The sequence below is a fragment of the Pedobacter sp. NEAU-ZC8 genome, assembly GCF_059278965.1.
In genome coordinates this window covers 36243-52997 of record NZ_JCAJXC010000023.1, presented here as the reverse complement: position 1 = coordinate 52997, position 16755 = coordinate 36243, and the positions used below count along the sequence as shown (strand labels likewise).

The following is a 16755-nucleotide window of genomic DNA, read 5'->3' as shown; positions in this document are numbered from 1 at the left end:
CCATGAAGAAGATATATGTTACGATAATGCTCGCAGTGCTGTTGGTTGCAGGCTGTAAAAAAGACAGCGAATTTCTTGATGTGCCGCCAAAGCAGATTATTCCTGAAGAAACCGCTTTCTCCGACCCTGCACTCGTGCTGTCGGTCTTGGGAGACTTGTACAACCGGCAACAGGATTTTTCAAGCCTGGATGATGGCTGGGACAGCTTTGTTGATTTCAGTGAGGCTTTTCCTTCGGAAAATGGCGCTTACGACATTGTGCAAAGGACAAGCTGGGGCTATGGAGAATGGTCGAGCTGGGATTATGGTTATATCCGTGACCTGAACCTGTTCATTGAGCGGGCTACGGCAGCGACCAAACTTTCTGAAGCCGACAAAGTGCGCTTTATTGCAGAGGGCCGCTTCTTAAGGGCAAACTACTATTTTGAACTGGTGAAACGCATGGGTGGAGTGCCGCTGATCACCACCTCTTTGGTGTATGACTATAGCGGTAATGTAACCAACCTGCAGACACCAAGATCAAAAGAATCGGAGATCTATGATTTTGTAATCAGCGAAGCTGAGGAGATCAAATCCCTGCTCCCAGCAGATGTGAACGTGAAATCAAGGGCCAGCAAAGGTGCTGCTTTAGCCATGGAATGCCGCGCAGCGTTATACGCAGCGTCGATAGCTAAATACGGCGCCACAACACCGCAGGTCGCTTTGCCGGGCGGAGAGGTTGGCATTCCTGCGAACCTTGCTAATGATTATTATACCAAGGCATTACGGGCCGCTGAAGAGATCATTAGTGGAAGCGCTGGTGGCTACCAGTTATATCGTGTCTTACCTGACTTGTCTGATAATTATGCGCAACTTTTCCTGGATAAAAGCAGTGTGAATACCGAACCGATCTTTATTGAAGATTTTAAAGTGAATACCGGTCGGGTGCACAACTTTACGACAAACAATCAGCCTTTCTCCATCTCGGATGAAGGCCTTGATGCAGGACGTTTGAACCCTTCACTTAACATTGTAGAGGCTTTTGAACGTTTGGATAATACCTATGCACCGCTGGCAACCCGGGATGCCAATGGTAACCCAATTTATTACACCAATCAGCTGGATATTTTCGCGGGCCGGGATGCACGTCTTGCGGGAACAGTGCTGCTGCCAAATGGGCTCTTCAAAGGAAAACGGGTAGACATCTGGGCGGGTTACCTGCTTGCTGATGGAAGCATCCTCAGCAGTGATGATGCCAGTCGCCTGGTGCCACTTCCTGGAACAACCGTTCCTGTGCAGGTGGTCGGAAAAGATGGTCCGGTAAATGGGCAGGAATTCAGAAGCCAGACTGGCTTCTACATCCGCAAATATCTGGATCCTCAAGAAGGATCGGGTAGAAGGGGCCGCCGAAGTGATGTTGCGTTCATCCGCTACCGCTTCGCAGAGGTGCTTTTAAACGCTGCCGAGGCCGCTTTCGAGTTGGGTCAGACCAGCTTAGCGGCCGATTACCTGAACCGGGTGCGGCAGCGTGCGGGGCTCACCACGCCGCTAACCGAAATTACCTTCGACAGGATCGTGCATGAACGTCGGGTGGAGCTGGTGTTCGAAGGTCATACTTTGTTCGACATGAAGCGCTGGCGGCTTGCCCATGTGGTATGGGATGGCAGCCAGATGACGGTGAGCCAGCTTACCAGCAACATTGGTTCCGCTACCAAGAAAAACACACAGCCTTTTGGTTTGTGGCCATACAAATACTACAATCCTGGGAATCCGAACAATGGAAAATGGCTGTTCCGCGAAGTGAAGCCAAGTCCGGTAACCGGCGCAAGCAGGTTCCAGCTGGGTAACTACTACTCCAACATAGGTAACGACATTGTTTCGGCAAATCCTAAAATTGTTAAGCAACCAAATCAATAAGACACTTACATTTAAGACGTCATGAAGTTTAAAATTCATTATATCATCCTTTTGGCCATCGCATTTGGGGTTCAGTCTTGTAAAAAAGACAATTATGAAGCGCCGGCATCGACCTTGAGCGGCCGGATCATGTACAACGGCGAAGAGATCGGGCTGGAGTTTAATCAGGTCCCGCTGGAATTGTATCAACCAGGTTTCGGCAAGTCGGGTGCAATTGCCACAACCTTCGCGCAGGATGGCACCTTTTCATACCTGTTGTTCGACGGGCAGTATAAGCTGATCATCCCTAACGGGCAGGGACCCTTCCGCTGGCAGGAAAATTCAAGTGCTGGCCGCGATACGCTGAATGTGACTGTGAGTGGCAACCAGACCCTTGATCTTGAAGCAACACCTTACTTCCTGCTACGGAATGCAAGCTACTCGGCTAGTGGCACTACCATCAATGCCAGCTGTCGCATTGATCAGATCATCACCGGAGCGGATGCGAAGCTCATTGAAAATGTGGCATTGTTCATTAATAAAACACAGTTTGTTTCCAGAGCAGATAACATCGCAAATACCGAACTCGGCGCGGCAGCGATCACCGACCCGGCAAATGTAAGCCTGTCTGTCACGGTGCCTGCGATGACGCCAACACAAAACTATGTGTTTGCACGTATCGGACTAAAAATCTCCGGAGTGGAAGATATGATATTTTCACCGCTCCTAAAAATCCAACTATAATACATCTAAAATCAATTTGAATGAAAAAAGGAATCTCACTTTTACTGCTCGTTTTAAGTCAATTTGCAGTTCAGGCGCAGGAAAAATCCTGGAGTCTTGTCCGGGAAAGGATCGTAACGCCATGGGCAGAGCAGGTCGATGTAAATGCGCCTTTGCCGGAATATCCGCGTCCCCAATTGGTACGAAACAACAATTGGAAAAACCTCAATGGCCTTTGGAACTATACCATCGTTCCAAAAAATCAGAAAGCCACCACTAAATACGAAGGCAAGATCCTGGTGCCCTTTGCAGTGGAATCTGCACTATCTGGTGTAGGTCGCCGCGTAGGCAAGGACAGCGTACTCTGGTATCAGCACAACATTACCGTACCAACAAATATGCGCGGCAAAAAGGTGTTGCTGCACTTTGGTGCGGTAGATTGGCAAACCGAAGTATTTGTAAACGGTAAAAGTGCCGGTAAACATGAAGGCGGATTTGATCCTTTCAGTTTCGACATCACGAAACTGCTGACCAGAAGTGGTAATCAGGAGATCAAGGTACGTGTTTGGGATCCCACCGATGACGGGCCTCAACCTAGAGGTAAACAGATCAACAAGCCGGACGGCATCTGGTATACGCCGGTCACAGGTATCTGGCAAACGGTATGGATCGAGGCAGTGCCGGAGACGTACATCGAAAGCACGAAACATACACCAGATATCGATGCGAAAACCCTTACCGTAAGTGCTGCGGTTGCTGCTGCAAAACCTGGTGATCAGATCAGGGTACAGGCACTGGCCGGCGGTAAAGTTGTTGCCGAGCAGGTGGTTGCCGCGGATGCTACTGCCGTGCTGAAGCTGGAAGATCAGCATCTATGGTCGCCCGATGATCCTTATTTGTATGACCTGAAAGTTGCCCTGGTACGTGGCTCCAAAGCCCTAGATCAGGTAGATAGCTATTTCGCCATGCGTAAGATCTCTATGGCACCTGATGCGGCGGGCATCCAACGCATGCTGTTAAATAATAAGTTCCTGTTCCAATATGGCCCCCTGGATCAAGGCTGGTGGCCTGATGGTCTATACACGCCACCAACGGAAGCAGCGATGGTCTGGGATATTGACCGTTTGAAAGACATGGGCTTTAACATGATCCGTAAGCACATCAAAGTAGAACCTGCACGTTATTACAACTACTGTGATAAAAATGGTATCCTGCTTTGGCAGGATATGCCGAGCGGCGACTTGGGTAATGGTTGGGAAAATCATCCGGGTGTGATCGACAGGGCAACAGACCAGAAAAGAACCCCGGAATCTGAAGGCTACTACCGAAAAGAATGGGACAAGATCATGACCAGTCTTCATAACTTCCCATCGATTGTGGTGTGGGTACCTTTCAACGAGGCCTGGGGACAATTTAAAACCAAAGAAATTACCGATTGGACGATTCAGAAAGATCCTTCGAGGTTAGTGAACAGCGCCAGCGGCGGTAATTTCACGCAAGATGGGCATATTGTCGATCTGCATAATTATCCACGTCCGGCGATGCCTGATCCGGAACTGTTTGGTGCCAAACGCATCCTGGTACTAGGGGAGTTCGGGGGATTGGGTTTACCATTAACCGGTCACCTGTGGCAGGAACGTGATAACTGGGGCTACCAGAACTTCAAATCTGCGGATAGTCTGTTCACCCGGTATACAACCTTCATTGAGCGCATGACAGAGCTTATTCCAATGGGACTTTCTGCTGCGGTATATACCCAAACTACTGACGTGGAAGGAGAGGTGAATGGCTTCATTACCTATGATAGAAAGGTGATCAAAATAGAGCCGAAAAAGCTAAAATCAGAAAGTAAAAAGCTGTATGATGTGAAAGTAGCACTCTAAATTTTTCATTTTTTTAACCTGAACAACTGTTAAATAAAAAGTTTGGGAAGTTCATCAAACTTGAAAGATTAACAGCGATTTAAGTTTATTAAAGCCTCCTGGTTAGTTTGCTCCTCTGGATAGAGGGCAAACTAGTCAGGAGGCTAAAATTTTTATAAGCGCTTCGTTTTCTTATATTTGGCAGTTCATCAAAGAAAGAAATATGAGATATTGTTTGCTTTTACTAGGTATGATCTTCTTTCTTCAGGCGGGTGCTAGTAGCCCGGTAGAAGATAAAAATCCCAATATTAAGACTAAAACAGGACTCGCAACCTACTACTCGTCCAGGTTTGAAGGACGAAAAACCACCAGCGGTAAAAAGTATCGTGCACATAAGCTTACCGCAGCTCACCGCACCCTTCCCTTCGGTACCATCGTTACCGTGAAAAATCTTAAAAATGGTAAAACTGTAGATGTGGAAGTAAATGACCGAGGGCCATTCACCAAGCGCTATATCATTGATGTCTCTGCACAAGCTGCGAAAGAACTAGGCATCTGGAAAAAAGGCGATGCCCGGGTGGAGATTACCTATGTTAAAAAGTAACACGACACCAATTCTTCTGGTCGAACTAAATCAATTTCCCGCTGCCGCTTGTGTTCCACAAACGGCATTTGCTTTTATGGCCTGCTTCAGCATCAGTGAGGCTTGCTGGTTCCATGTTAGATTCAGGCTGCGGATGGCGATCTAACTGCCTGTAGGTTGAACCGCCCTCAAGCCGCCCTCAATCCGGGGTCGATACGGCCTCGACCGGCCGGTTGCCGGGTCAAACCCCTAAAGATACCCTGCTGATGCTTGGTCAACATCCTGGGCGGGTTTAGCTTAATTTATGATGGATGTGATGTTTAACTTACCGGGTACAAAACCTTCGATTAAGCAAATTCTCCTCGTAATAAATGTGTCACTTTATGTGTGCAATGTTGATAAAATTGCTCACTTGTTAAGAACTATTCGGAGCTAAGCTAAGGGGGGCTGTTTATATTTGTTAACACAAATTCCGCACATCGTAGATGTGAGGAACCTTGAACAAGTTGTTGAAATCTAGCAGATTAACTTCAATGCGAAAATTTCAGCTGTCGCCTGGCTCAGCTCAGGGGCGTTTTTGTAAAGACGAACGGCAGTGTTCAAAAAATTAAATAATTACTCATCCAAAATAGAAACATATGCAACAAGAAGAAGTATTACTAAAAGAAAATAAGGATCGCTTTGTTCTATTGCCTATTAAGTACCCGGAGTTGTGGGAAATGTACAAAAAGACCGAGGCCAGCTTCTGGACTGCAGAAGAGATTGACCTGTCTGACGACCAAAAACACTGGGATGGTCTTAATGATGGTGAAAGGCATTTTATCTCCCACGTACTTGCATTTTTTGCAGCAAGTGATGGTATTGTAAACGAAAACCTGGCCGTAAACTTCATGAGCGAGGTGCAGCTTCCGGAGGCGCGTTGTTTCTATGGTTTCCAGATTATGATGGAGAACATCCACTCTGAAACCTATGCGTTATTGATCGATACCTATATTAAAGATCCGGTAGAAAAGGATCGTTTGTTCCATGCGATTGAAACGGTGCCTTGTGTGAAGAAAAAAGCAGAATGGGCACTACGCTGGATCGATGGCGGTAACTTCGCCGAGCGCCTTGTCGCATTTGCAGCCGTCGAAGGTATTTTCTTCAGCGGTAGCTTCTGTTCCATTTTCTGGTTGAAAAAACGTGGTTTGATGCCAGGTTTAACCTTTAGCAATGAGCTGATCTCCCGCGATGAGGGTATGCACTGCGAGTTTGCCTGCTTATTATACCGCATGTTACAGACTAAATTGAGCGAAGAAGCTGTACAGGGCATCATCCGCGATGCCGTGGAAATTGAAAAAGAATTTATTACCGATGCATTACCCGTAGCACTGATCGGTATGAATGCGAAGCTGATGTCTCAATACATCGAGTTTGTTGCCGACAGATGGTTGGTAGAGTTGGGTTACAGCAAGATCTATAATGCAACCAACCCCTTTGATTTCATGGAAATGATTTCGCTGCAGGGTAAAACCAACTTCTTCGAAAAACGTGTGGGTGACTACCAGAAAAGTGGTGTGTTGACCTCTACGGAGGATAAAGCATCTGCTTTCTCCCTGGATGACGACTTTTAAAAAATTAGATAAATATTCACGGTTCGACAATTAGGCCCTTTGTGGGATTTTGGTGTCGCCTCAAAAATCTTTAAGATATGTTTGTACAAAAAAGAGATGGCCGCAAGGAAGTGGTGAAATTCGACAAGATCACCGCCAGAATTGAAAAGCTATGTTATGGCTTCAATCCGGAGCTGGTCGATCCTATTGATGTTGCCAAAAAGGTGATTGAAGGGCTTTATGATGGTGTAACAACCTCTGAGCTGGACAGCCTTGCTGCAGAAACGGCAGCGTCGTTGACCACCAAACACCCGGATTATGCATTACTAGCTTCCCGTATTGCGGTGTCTAACCTGCATAAGAACACCACCAAGTCGTTCTCAAAGACGATGGAGATGCTTTATAATTATGTGGATCCAAAAAACGGTAAACCAGCATCGCTGATTGCGGATGATGTTTGGGCGGTTATCGAGGAGCATGCCGATATTTTGGATAGCACGATCATTTATGACCGCGACTTTGGGTTTGACTACTTCGGTTTCAAAACCCTGGAAAAATCTTACCTGCTTAAAGTTGACGGACAGATCGTTGAACGTCCGCAACACTTATTCATGCGTGTTGCCGTAGGTATCCATAAAGCTGATATCGACAGTGCCATTAAAACTTACAACCTGATGAGTGAGCGTTGGTTTACACACGCTACACCAACCTTATTTAATGCGGGTACACCGAAACCTCAGATGTCTTCATGCTTCCTGCTAACGATGCAGGACGACAGTATTGAAGGTATCTATGACACCTTGAAGCAAACAGCGAAGATTTCGCAGAGTGCTGGTGGTATCGGCTTAAGCATCCACAACATTCGCGCTACTGGTTCCTATATCGGTGGCACAAACGGCACCAGCAACGGTATTGTGCCGATGTTGAAGGTCTTCAACGATACGGCACGCTATGTAGATCAAGGTGGAGGTAAACGTAAAGGTGCTTTCGCAATTTACCTGGAGCCATGGCATGCGGATATCTTCTCTTTCCTTGACCTTCGTAAGAACCACGGTAAAGAAGAATTGCGTGCCCGTGATCTGTTCTACGCTTTATGGATCAGTGATTTGTTCATGCGTCGTGTGGAAGAAGATGGCGAGTGGAGCTTATTCTGTCCGCATGAAGCACCAGGTCTGGCCGACTGCTTTGGCGCGGAGTTCGAAGCGTTATATGCACGTTACGAGCAGGAAGGCCGTGCAAGAAAAACCATCAAGGCACAGGAACTATGGTTTGCGATCCTTGATGCGCAAATTGAAACTGGTAACCCATTCTTGTTGTATAAAGATGCTGCGAACAGCAAATCTAACCAGCAGAACCTTGGAACGATCAAAAGCTCCAACCTTTGTACTGAGATCATCGAGTACACCTCCAAAGATGAAGTTGCGGTTTGTAACCTTGCTTCACTTGCATTACCTAGATTTGTAATCAACGGTGAATTTGATCACCAGAAATTATATGATGTTACTTATCAGGCTACATTGAACCTGAACAAGATCATCGACAATAATTACTACCCTGTAGACGAGGCGAAAAACTCGAACCTTCGTCACAGACCAATTGGCTTAGGGGTTCAGGGCTTGGCAGATGCCTTCATCCTGATGCGTTATCCTTTTGAAAGCGAAGAGGCAAGGATCCTGAACAAAGAGATCTTTGAAACGATCTACTTCGCTGCTATGACAGCTTCTAACGATCTGGCAACGAAAGATGGTGCTTATGAAACCTTTGAAGGCTCGCCATTATCACAAGGCAAGTTCCAGTTTGATCTTTGGAATGTTAGCCCGGAAAGCGGTCGCTGGGATTGGGAAAGCTTACGTGAAAAGGTTATTAAACATGGTGCCCGCAACAGCTTATTGGTTGCGCCAATGCCAACGGCATCAACTTCACAGATCCTTGGTAACAACGAATGTTTCGAGCCATATACTTCTAACATTTACACCAGAAGGGTGTTGAGCGGCGAGTTCATCGTGGTGAACAAACACCTGCTTAAAGACCTTGTTGCTTTAGGACTTTGGAATACGGCAATGAAAGACAGGATCATTCTTGCGAACGGTTCTATTCAGGACATCGCAGAAATCCCGCAATACATCAAAGATCTTTACAAAACCGTTTGGGAGATCAAGATGCGCAGCATTATTGATATGGCTGCTGATCGCGGTGCTTACATCTGTCAGTCGCAGTCACTGAACTTGTTCATCAATGCACCAAATACTTCAAAGTTGACTTCAATGCACTTCTATGCATGGAAAAAAGGCTTGAAAACAGGTATGTATTACCTGCGTACCCAGGCAGCTTCACAAGCGGTTAAATTCACGATTGAGAATCAATCGGGTAAAAACCTGGAGCCCGTTATTCCGGCATTGATTTCAGAAGGTGCTGAGGAGATCATTGAAGGTCCAGTTTGTACCATGGAAGAGGGCTGTATCAGCTGCTCTGGCTAAGATAATTTAGTGGTTAATTCACCGGGGAGTAGATGTTCATCTGCTCCCTTTTTTTGTTTTTAAATTCCGGCTACGGTGTCGATAAATCAGCATGTCTAAACACGAGATCATTTCCTGCGAACGTTGTACTGCCCGAATGGAGTGCAAAGCAAATTCCTATAGCAAGTGCCAGTGCGCAAACATCCAACTTACGATTAATGAAGTTCAGTACATCGCGGAGCTTTATGACGGTTGTTTGTGTGTCAAATGCCTTCATGACTTACAGCTGGAGTATCTAAGTTCTATACGCTAATATTTTCTCCATGCAACATGACAATGCGTTAGTTACGGCTTCTTTTTGTAATAATGCGGTATAATTAGCGCCTTGAATTAAGTATAGAGCAGTCCCAAAAATATTTTCTATAACTTTGCATTTCAAAATTTTATTGAATGGCTAAAGTACAAGTTGGATTGGTGCAGATGAGCTGTACCAGTAATAAACAGGAAAATTTAGATAAAGCGATCGTAAAGATCCGTGAGGTTGCTGCGCAAGGTGCCCAGGTGGTATGTTTGCAGGAGTTGTTTACCTCATTGTATTTCTGCGATGAAGAAAATTATGATAATTTTCAGTTGGCAGAGGCCATCCCTGGTCCCTCAACAGATGCTTTATCTGTGGTTGCTGCAGAATTGAATGTAGTGATTATAGCTTCTTTATTTGAGAAAAGAGCTGAAGGTCTTTACCATAATACCACCGCAGTGCTGGATGCTGATGGTGCATACCTGGGTAAGTATCGCAAGATGCACATCCCGGATGATCCAGGTTTTTACGAGAAGTTTTACTTCACCCCTGGAGATCTAGGTTATAAAGTATTCAAAACGAAATATGCGAAGATTGGGGTGCTGATCTGCTGGGATCAATGGTATCCTGAAGCTGCACGACTTACTGCGCTTATGGGTGCCGACTTCCTGTTTTACCCCACTGCAATTGGCTGGGCGACTACACAGGATGAAGGTACCAACACGGAGCAGTATAATGCATGGCAAACCATTCAGCGTTCACATGCCATTGCAAACGGCGTTCCAGTGGTGAGTGTAAACCGTGTAGGTGAAGAAGCGGGCGTTAAGTTCTGGGGTGGATCTTTTGTGTCCAATCCTTTCGGAACTCTATTATACAAAGCATCGCATGATGAAGAAGAATTGAAAGTGGTGGAGCTTGATCTATCCAGATCTGACAGCTACAGGACACACTGGCCATTCCTTCGCGACCGCAGAATTGACAGTTATGCACAGATCACTAAAAGGTACATAGATGACGAGTCTATTTAACGATACGCCGAAAAAGGCAGGTTATGCCTTTCCGGCGGAGTGGGAGCTACATGAAGCGACCTGGTTAAGCTGGCCACATAAAGAGGCTTCCTGGCCTGGAAAGATCGAGACCATTTACGGTCCTTACTGCGAATTCATCAAGGTGGTGGCAGAAGGGGAGAAAGTGCGTATCAACATCAATGATGAGGAAACCAAAGCATTCGCAATTGCAGAATTGCAGAAAGTAGGTGCCGATCTGAACAATGTGGAGTTTTTCATGCATCCCACAAATGATGCCTGGTGCCGCGACCATGGTCCTGCGTTCTTGTTGAATGCAGATCGCTCGAAAAAGGCGGTGATCGACTGGGGCTACAATGCCTGGGGCGGTAAATATCCGCCTTTCGATCTGGATGATGTGATTCCAACAACCATCGCGCAGCATTATAAGTTACCATTATACACCCCTGACATCGTCATGGAAGGTGGATCTGTGGAGTTTAATGGTGCAGGTACGATCTTGACCACTACGGCTTGTCTGTTGAATGAAAATCGTAATCCGCACCTGAACAAGTTCCAGATTGAGCAATACCTGATGGAATACTACGGTGCGGAGCAGATCCTTTGGTTAGGGGATGGTATTGTTGGTGACGACACGGATGGGCACATTGACGACATCACCCGATTTGTAAATGAAGATACGGTACTTACCGTTGTGGAGGAAAACGAGGAGGATGAGAACTACCACCTGCTGCAGGAGAACCTGGAAGCGCTAAAACAGATGAAACTGCTAAACGGGAAACCGCTGAAAGTGGTTACTTTGCCGATGCCATCACCAGTGATCCATGAAGATACCCGCTTGCCGGCTTCTTACGCGAACTTCTATATTGCGAATAAAGCGGTTGTGGTACCTACTTTCCGGGATGCCAACGACCAGCGCGCACTGGAAATCATCCAGAGTGTTTTCCCGGACCGTAAAGTGGTAGGGATCGACTCTACGGATATCATTTGGGGACTTGGCAGTTTCCACTGTTTGAGTCAGCAGGAACCTGCAACATACAAGCCGGTGCCAGTAGTTTAATTGATAAATAAATAACCAAGCATAAATGAAATTATTAGAAGGAAAAACCGCACTGATTACTGGTGCTTCTAAAGGAATTGGTCGTAAGATCGCAGAGAAATTTGCAGAACAAGGAGCAAAAGTAGCTTTCACTTATTTATCGTCTGTTGAGAAAGGTGAAGCTTTAGAGCAGGAATTGCAAAGCTTCGGTACCCAGGTTAAAGGTTACCGTTCTGATGCTTCAAAATTTGATGAAGCAGAAAAATTGATCAATGATATTGTTGCTGATTTCGGGGCATTGGATATCGTGGTTAACAATGCAGGGATCACTAAAGATGGTTTGCTGATGCGCATGAGCGAAGAGAACTTCGATGATGTGATCAATGTAAATCTTAAGTCTGTGTTCAACGTAACCAAGGCGGCTTCTAAGATCATGATGAAAGCACGTAAAGGTGTGTTCATCAACATGAGTTCTGTAGTTGGTGTACAGGGTAATGCCGGTCAGGCGAACTACGCAGCTTCAAAAGCTGGTATCATAGGCTTTTCTAAGTCCGTAGCTAAAGAACTTGGCTCCCGGAACATCCGTAGCAACGTGGTTGCTCCAGGTTTCATCCGTACGGAAATGACCGATGTATTGGATCCAAAAGTTGTTAAAGGCTGGGAAGAGGGTATTCCTTTGAAACGTGCCGGTGAAGTGGAAGACGTGGCAAACGTATGCGTTTTCCTGGCATCAGACATGAGTTCGTATGTAACCGGACAAGTGATCGCTGTAGATGGCGGTATGCTGTAAATAGATCATCTTAATTGCAGCTGGATCATTCAGCTGAAGAAATACACGCTGAACCCCGCAATTGCTGTGGGGTTCTTTTTTTACCAGAAAATTCTGGATATATTGTTGCTTAAAGCCTGAACATCTGAAATGACCATCACAACCTCCGTCGCAATAGAAATCCTGGGTACCATTGCTTTCGCCATATCGGGATCGTTTGCTGCCATGCAAAAGCGACTCGATCCCTTCGGTGTGCTGATCATTGCTTTTGTGACCTCGATCGGCGGTGGTACGGTACGTGACCTGCTGCTTGGCGATACACCGGTGAAGTGGATGCGGGACGTAAATTACTGCCTGTTGATCCTGGTGACTTCACTGCTAACCATATTCTTCAAGAAGAACATCAAACGTTTCAAGGTGACCCTGTTTATATTTGACTCCTTGGGTTTAGGTTTATTTACGATGCTGGGCTTGCAGAAGGGCATTAACTTCGGACTGGATCCGGGCATGTGTGTTGCGCTGGGCACGATTACCGGCTGCTTTGGTGGTATCATCAGAGATACGCTCTTAAATGCGATCCCATTGATCTTCCGGCAGGAGATTTACGCTACTGCGTGTATTCTGGGAGGAGTTTTGTACTTCGGACTGCTGGAGTTGCATATGAAGCCCGACTTCGCGAAAGTGGCGGTGATTGGTTTTATCTTCGTGTTGCGGATCATTGTGGTGCGCTACAAGCTTGCACTGCCAAAGTTTGGCTATTAGCTGATCGGGAAGGGCTTTATTCTTTAGGGGTGTCTTTCACAATTACAAAGACATCTTCATTGTCTTTCTTCATGAAGTACTTTTCACGGGCAAATTTCTCTGCCATCTTCAGGTTGGTGGTAAGCTCACGAAGGTCTTTCTTTACCTGGTTGGTTTCTTTTTCATAGAAAGCCTTTTCTTCTTTTAGCTTGCTTACTTCAGAGCTGTATTCGTATTGCGATAACATATCATTCCTGTCGAAAAACAACATCCATACTGCAAAGGCGAAAGCGCAGAGGAAATACTTGTTCCGGAAGAGTTCAATGATCCTTTTCATTGATACAAATATAAAAGAAAAGCGGAGCGAAGTGGATTTATTTACAAAGAAGAATCTGCAGGGAAATTGATTAACGAAAAACGGCCGTTACAGGAGCTGTAATGACCGTTTATTTCTTGCTTGATCTCGATTCCGATCAAGCGCTTAAGTGTATTTCAGCAGCCTTATACGCTGCCGGTATATACTTTATATTATTTTTTTAAGAATTTGAAGTCTCTTCCCAAGAAACGTGCTGCAGAACCAAGTTCTTCTTCAATACGAAGTAATTGGTTGTATTTAGCGATCCTGTCAGAACGTGACGCTGAACCAGTTTTGATCTGTCCGCAGTTTAAAGCTACTGCTAAGTCAGCGATGGTTACATCTTCAGTTTCACCGCTTCTGTGGCTCATTACGGAAGTATAACCACTGTTTTGTGCTAAGCTTACTGCATTAATGGTTTCGGTTAATGAACCGATCTGGTTTACTTTTACCAGGATAGAGTTTGCAATGTTCTTCTCGATACCTTGTTGAAGACGCTTAACGTTGGTAACGAACAAGTCATCACCTACAAGCTGTACTTTATCACCGATTGCGCGGGTTAAAGATTCCCATGCTGCCCAGTCGTCTTCATCTAAACCATCCTCAATAGAGATGATTGGATATTTACTTGCCCAGTCAACCCAGTAATTCACCATCTCTTCAGAAGTTAATTTCTCCCCTGATGATTTGTGGAAGTTGTAAGTTTTAGAGCTTGAATCGTACATTTCAGAAGCGGCAGCATCCATAGCGATCCAGATGTCTTTTCCTGGCGTGTAACCAGAAGCTTCGATCGCTGTAAGTACCGTTTCAATAGCTTCAACGTTAGAACCGATGTTTGGTGCGAAACCACCTTCATCACCTACGTTGGTGGAATAGCCTTTTTTCTTAAGTACAGTTTTAAGGTTATGGAAAACCTGAGTACCCATTTGCAATGCTTCAGAGAAGCTGCTTGCACCTAAAGGCATGATCATGAATTCCTGGAAGTCAATTTTGTTATCCGCGTGTGCACCACCGTTCAGGATGTTCATCATCGGAACAGGCAGGGTGTTTGCATTTACACCACCGATGTAGCGGTATAACGGTTGTCTGCTTTCCTGCGCTGCAGCTTTAGCAACCGCTAAAGAAACACCAAGGATTGCATTTGCACCTAAATTGCCTTTGTTCTCAGAACCGTCAAGCTCGATCATCGCTTTGTCGATCATGTTTTGTTCGAAAACATCAACACCGCGAAGGGCTTCAGCAATTTTAGTATTTACGTTTTCAACTGCTTTTAATACACCTTTGCCCATGTAGGCATTGTTATCACCATCCCTTAGTTCAACAGCTTCATGTTTACCAGTACTTGCGCCAGACGGCACAGCAGCACGGCCCATGTTGCCATTTTCTGTAATTACTTCAACTTCTACCGTAGGATTTCCCCTTGAATCAAGGATTTGCCTTGCATGAACATCGATTATTAAACTCATTTTTATATTATTTTATGTTTTGTTTTTCGCTTAGTGTAAAGTTTACAATTACCAAGCAGTATTCAAAGTTAAACAAATAATAAAATAATAGGTTTGCAGGGCGATATTTTATTCCCACCTAAAGACTTTAACGGCAACGGAGTAGATCAGAATTCCCCAGATCACCAGGATCATCATCTCAAATTTAACATCCCAAAGGTTATAGCCTTCGAAAGCGATTTTGCGCATGGCATCATTCAGGTAGGTGAGGGGCAGGGCTCTGCTGATTGGTTGCAGCCATTCCGGAAAATTATCAATCGGGAAGAAGGTGCCTGATAGCAGGAACTGCGGCAGGGTTACGATGTTCGAGATCGGCGGTATGGTGCTTTCGCTTTTGGCAATACCAGAGACTACGAAGCCGAAGCCCATGAACACAATTAAACCTAAGACTGCGAGCAGCAGCATGTTGAGCACGGTGACCACACCGTTGATCAGCGTAAAGTGGAAGAAGAAGTGACCAACCAGAATGATAAACACGGCGCCAAGCAGCGCAAAGCCGATCCTGGCAATACCTTCACCGAACACAATGCTGGAGCGTCGTACTGGTGTGGCAAAAAACCTTTTGATCACAAGGGTTTGTCGTAAGCTAAAAAATACGAAGGCCGTGCCGAACACGCCGGTACTGAGCAGGGAAAAGCCCAGCTGACCAGGAAGGATGAAGTCGATTACCCGGTAGGTTCTGCCATGTATGGTGCTCTCTCTCAAAACCGCCACACTGGGTTTCAGGTTTTTGGTGTTGAGCTCGTAAAGAGCGTTGGTCAGTAATGATTTTAGTATGCTTCCCTTATCTCTTGAAGCAGAGGTATATTGAATGTTGGCGGTATAAGCCGGGGTATCTGCAGGGTTTTTCTGGATGTTGATGACCCCATCAATGTTTCCTTTTTCAAGGCTGTTATTCAGCTCTTCAGTGTTCTTATCCCGTACCAGCTTTACCACCTGGATTTGCTCCAGGGCGGTGATCACCGGGTTGTGCAGGTCGGAGCCTGGTGCTACGCCAAGGCTTATCTTGGGACCGCTGCCGCTTAAGAAGCCGAAGATCAGAATAAAGATCAGGGGGAAAGCAAGGGTAAAAACAACTGCAGAAGGACTGCGCATAATGGAACGGAAACTAGCTTTCGCCAGCGCCAGAGTCGCTTTAGTATGATTGTATGATTGCTGCATTTTTTATCCTTCGCGCCATGCCTTACCGGTAAGATTGATGAATACATCTTCCAGGTTGGCCTTTTTAACTTCTTTTTTACGTTCAAAGCCGCTGTTCACCAGGTTGTCAATTAACTGATCCGGGGTGTCCAGGGCAATGATCTCGCCGCGCTCCACGAAGGCTACGCGGTCGCAGAGTTGCTCTGCTTCGTCCATATAGTGCGTGGTGAGTACCACGGTGGTGCCTTGATTTCTGATGTCGATAATCAGGTCCCAGAGATTGCGCCGGGCTTGGGGATCCAGTCCGGTGGTGGGTTCATCAAGAAAAACAATCTTTGGTGAATTGATTAAGGTTGTTGCAATGGAAAACCGTTGCTTCTGTCCACCGGAAAGTTCCTTGTACTTGGCTTTGGCCTTGTCTTGCAGGTTAACCTTCGCGAGCATATCCATTGGCTTGGTATTTACGCCATATAAACCTGCGAAGAGCTCGATAAGTTCCAGAAGGTTTAAGTTTGGGTAATAGCCTGCCGCCTGCAGCTGCACGCCAATGATCTGCTTGATCTGTCCGGCATGTTTATCTACATCGTAACCATTCACCCGTACCTCGCCCGAGGTTTTATCGCGCAAGGTTTCTATGATCTCGAGGGTAGTGGTTTTCCCGGCCCCATTGGGGCCGAGTAATCCAAATATCTCGTTTTCCTGAACGTCAAAGGTAATGCCCTTCAGGGCGGTGAAGTCGCCGTACTTTTTAACCAGGTTTTTAACGCTGATTATCGCCTTAGCGCTGTCCATG

The 16755-nt window shown here is 45.9% G+C and carries 15 protein-coding genes; 11 read left to right on the top strand and 4 right to left on the bottom strand.

Translation table 11 applies throughout. From position 1 onward, the window contains the following. Positions 1-2 precede the first annotated feature (2 nt). The 11 genes from AC5WJX_RS16240 to AC5WJX_RS16190 all read left to right on the top strand — a co-directional run bounded on the left by AC5WJX_RS16240 (position 3) and on the right by AC5WJX_RS16190 (position 12983). Complete coding sequence (locus tag AC5WJX_RS16240; RefSeq protein ID WP_494485353.1) at positions 3-1895, top strand: RagB/SusD family nutrient uptake outer membrane protein; 1893 nt, start codon at positions 3-5, stop codon at positions 1893-1895. A gap of 21 nt (positions 1896-1916) precedes the next feature. Continuing rightward, on the top strand, positions 1917-2618 hold the full coding sequence (locus AC5WJX_RS16235) for a DUF3823 domain-containing protein (protein WP_494485352.1): 702 nt from the start codon (positions 1917-1919) through the stop codon (positions 2616-2618). 20 nt (positions 2619-2638) lie between these two features. Continuing rightward, positions 2639-4480, top strand: a complete 1842-nt coding sequence (locus tag AC5WJX_RS16230) for a glycoside hydrolase family 2 protein (protein ID WP_494485351.1) — start codon at positions 2639-2641, stop codon at positions 4478-4480. A gap of 202 nt (positions 4481-4682) precedes the next feature. After that, positions 4683-5063 (top strand): septal ring lytic transglycosylase RlpA family protein, encoded by a 381-nt coding sequence (locus tag AC5WJX_RS16225; RefSeq protein ID WP_494485350.1) that lies wholly within the window; start codon positions 4683-4685, stop codon positions 5061-5063. 617 nt (positions 5064-5680) lie between these two features. Next, a complete protein-coding gene (locus AC5WJX_RS16220; protein WP_440427866.1) occupies positions 5681-6655 on the top strand; it encodes a ribonucleoside-diphosphate reductase small subunit in 975 nt (324 codons plus the stop codon). A 77-nt stretch (positions 6656-6732) separates the two neighbouring features. After that, positions 6733-9111 (top strand): ribonucleoside-diphosphate reductase subunit alpha, encoded by a 2379-nt coding sequence (locus AC5WJX_RS16215; RefSeq protein WP_494485349.1) that lies wholly within the window; start codon positions 6733-6735, stop codon positions 9109-9111. A 91-nt stretch (positions 9112-9202) separates the two neighbouring features. Further along, positions 9203-9403: a cysteine-rich CWC family protein gene (locus AC5WJX_RS16210; protein WP_494485348.1), complete on the top strand. Its 201-nt coding sequence runs from the start codon at positions 9203-9205 to the stop codon at positions 9401-9403. Between the two features lie 137 nt (positions 9404-9540). Then, positions 9541-10416, top strand: coding sequence for a carbon-nitrogen hydrolase (locus tag AC5WJX_RS16205; RefSeq protein ID WP_494485347.1), 876 nt, complete (start codon positions 9541-9543; stop codon positions 10414-10416). Next, positions 10400-11473 (top strand): agmatine deiminase family protein, encoded by a 1074-nt coding sequence (locus AC5WJX_RS16200; RefSeq protein ID WP_494485346.1) that lies wholly within the window; start codon positions 10400-10402, stop codon positions 11471-11473. Before AC5WJX_RS16205 ends, AC5WJX_RS16200 begins: the two co-directional genes overlap by 17 nt. A gap of 25 nt (positions 11474-11498) precedes the next feature. Then, positions 11499-12242: a 3-oxoacyl-[acyl-carrier-protein] reductase gene (gene fabG / locus AC5WJX_RS16195; protein WP_494485345.1), complete on the top strand. Its 744-nt coding sequence runs from the start codon at positions 11499-11501 to the stop codon at positions 12240-12242. Positions 12243-12371: 129 nt separating this feature from the next. Beyond that, positions 12372-12983: a trimeric intracellular cation channel family protein gene (locus AC5WJX_RS16190; RefSeq protein ID WP_440427855.1), complete on the top strand. Its 612-nt coding sequence runs from the start codon at positions 12372-12374 to the stop codon at positions 12981-12983. 16 nt (positions 12984-12999) lie between these two features. Here the strand turns inward: AC5WJX_RS16190 and AC5WJX_RS16185 are convergent, their stop codons facing one another. From AC5WJX_RS16185 to AC5WJX_RS16170, 4 genes are all read right to left on the bottom strand, one after another. After that, a complete protein-coding gene (locus AC5WJX_RS16185) occupies positions 13000-13299 on the bottom strand; it encodes an FtsB family cell division protein (protein ID WP_440427853.1) in 300 nt (99 codons plus the stop codon). 191 nt (positions 13300-13490) lie between these two features. After that, a complete protein-coding gene (gene eno, locus AC5WJX_RS16180; protein ID WP_440427851.1) occupies positions 13491-14783 on the bottom strand; it encodes a phosphopyruvate hydratase in 1293 nt (430 codons plus the stop codon). Positions 14784-14891: 108 nt separating this feature from the next. Beyond that, positions 14892-15983 carry an ABC transporter permease gene (locus AC5WJX_RS16175; RefSeq protein WP_494485344.1) on the bottom strand — a complete coding sequence of 364 codons (1092 nt, stop codon included), beginning with the start codon at positions 15981-15983 and terminating at the stop codon, positions 14892-14894. Positions 15984-15986: 3 nt separating this feature from the next. Continuing rightward, on the bottom strand, positions 15987-16754 hold the full coding sequence (locus AC5WJX_RS16170) for an ABC transporter ATP-binding protein (RefSeq protein WP_494485343.1): 768 nt from the start codon (positions 16752-16754) through the stop codon (positions 15987-15989). Between the last annotated feature and the right edge of the window lies 1 nt (position 16755).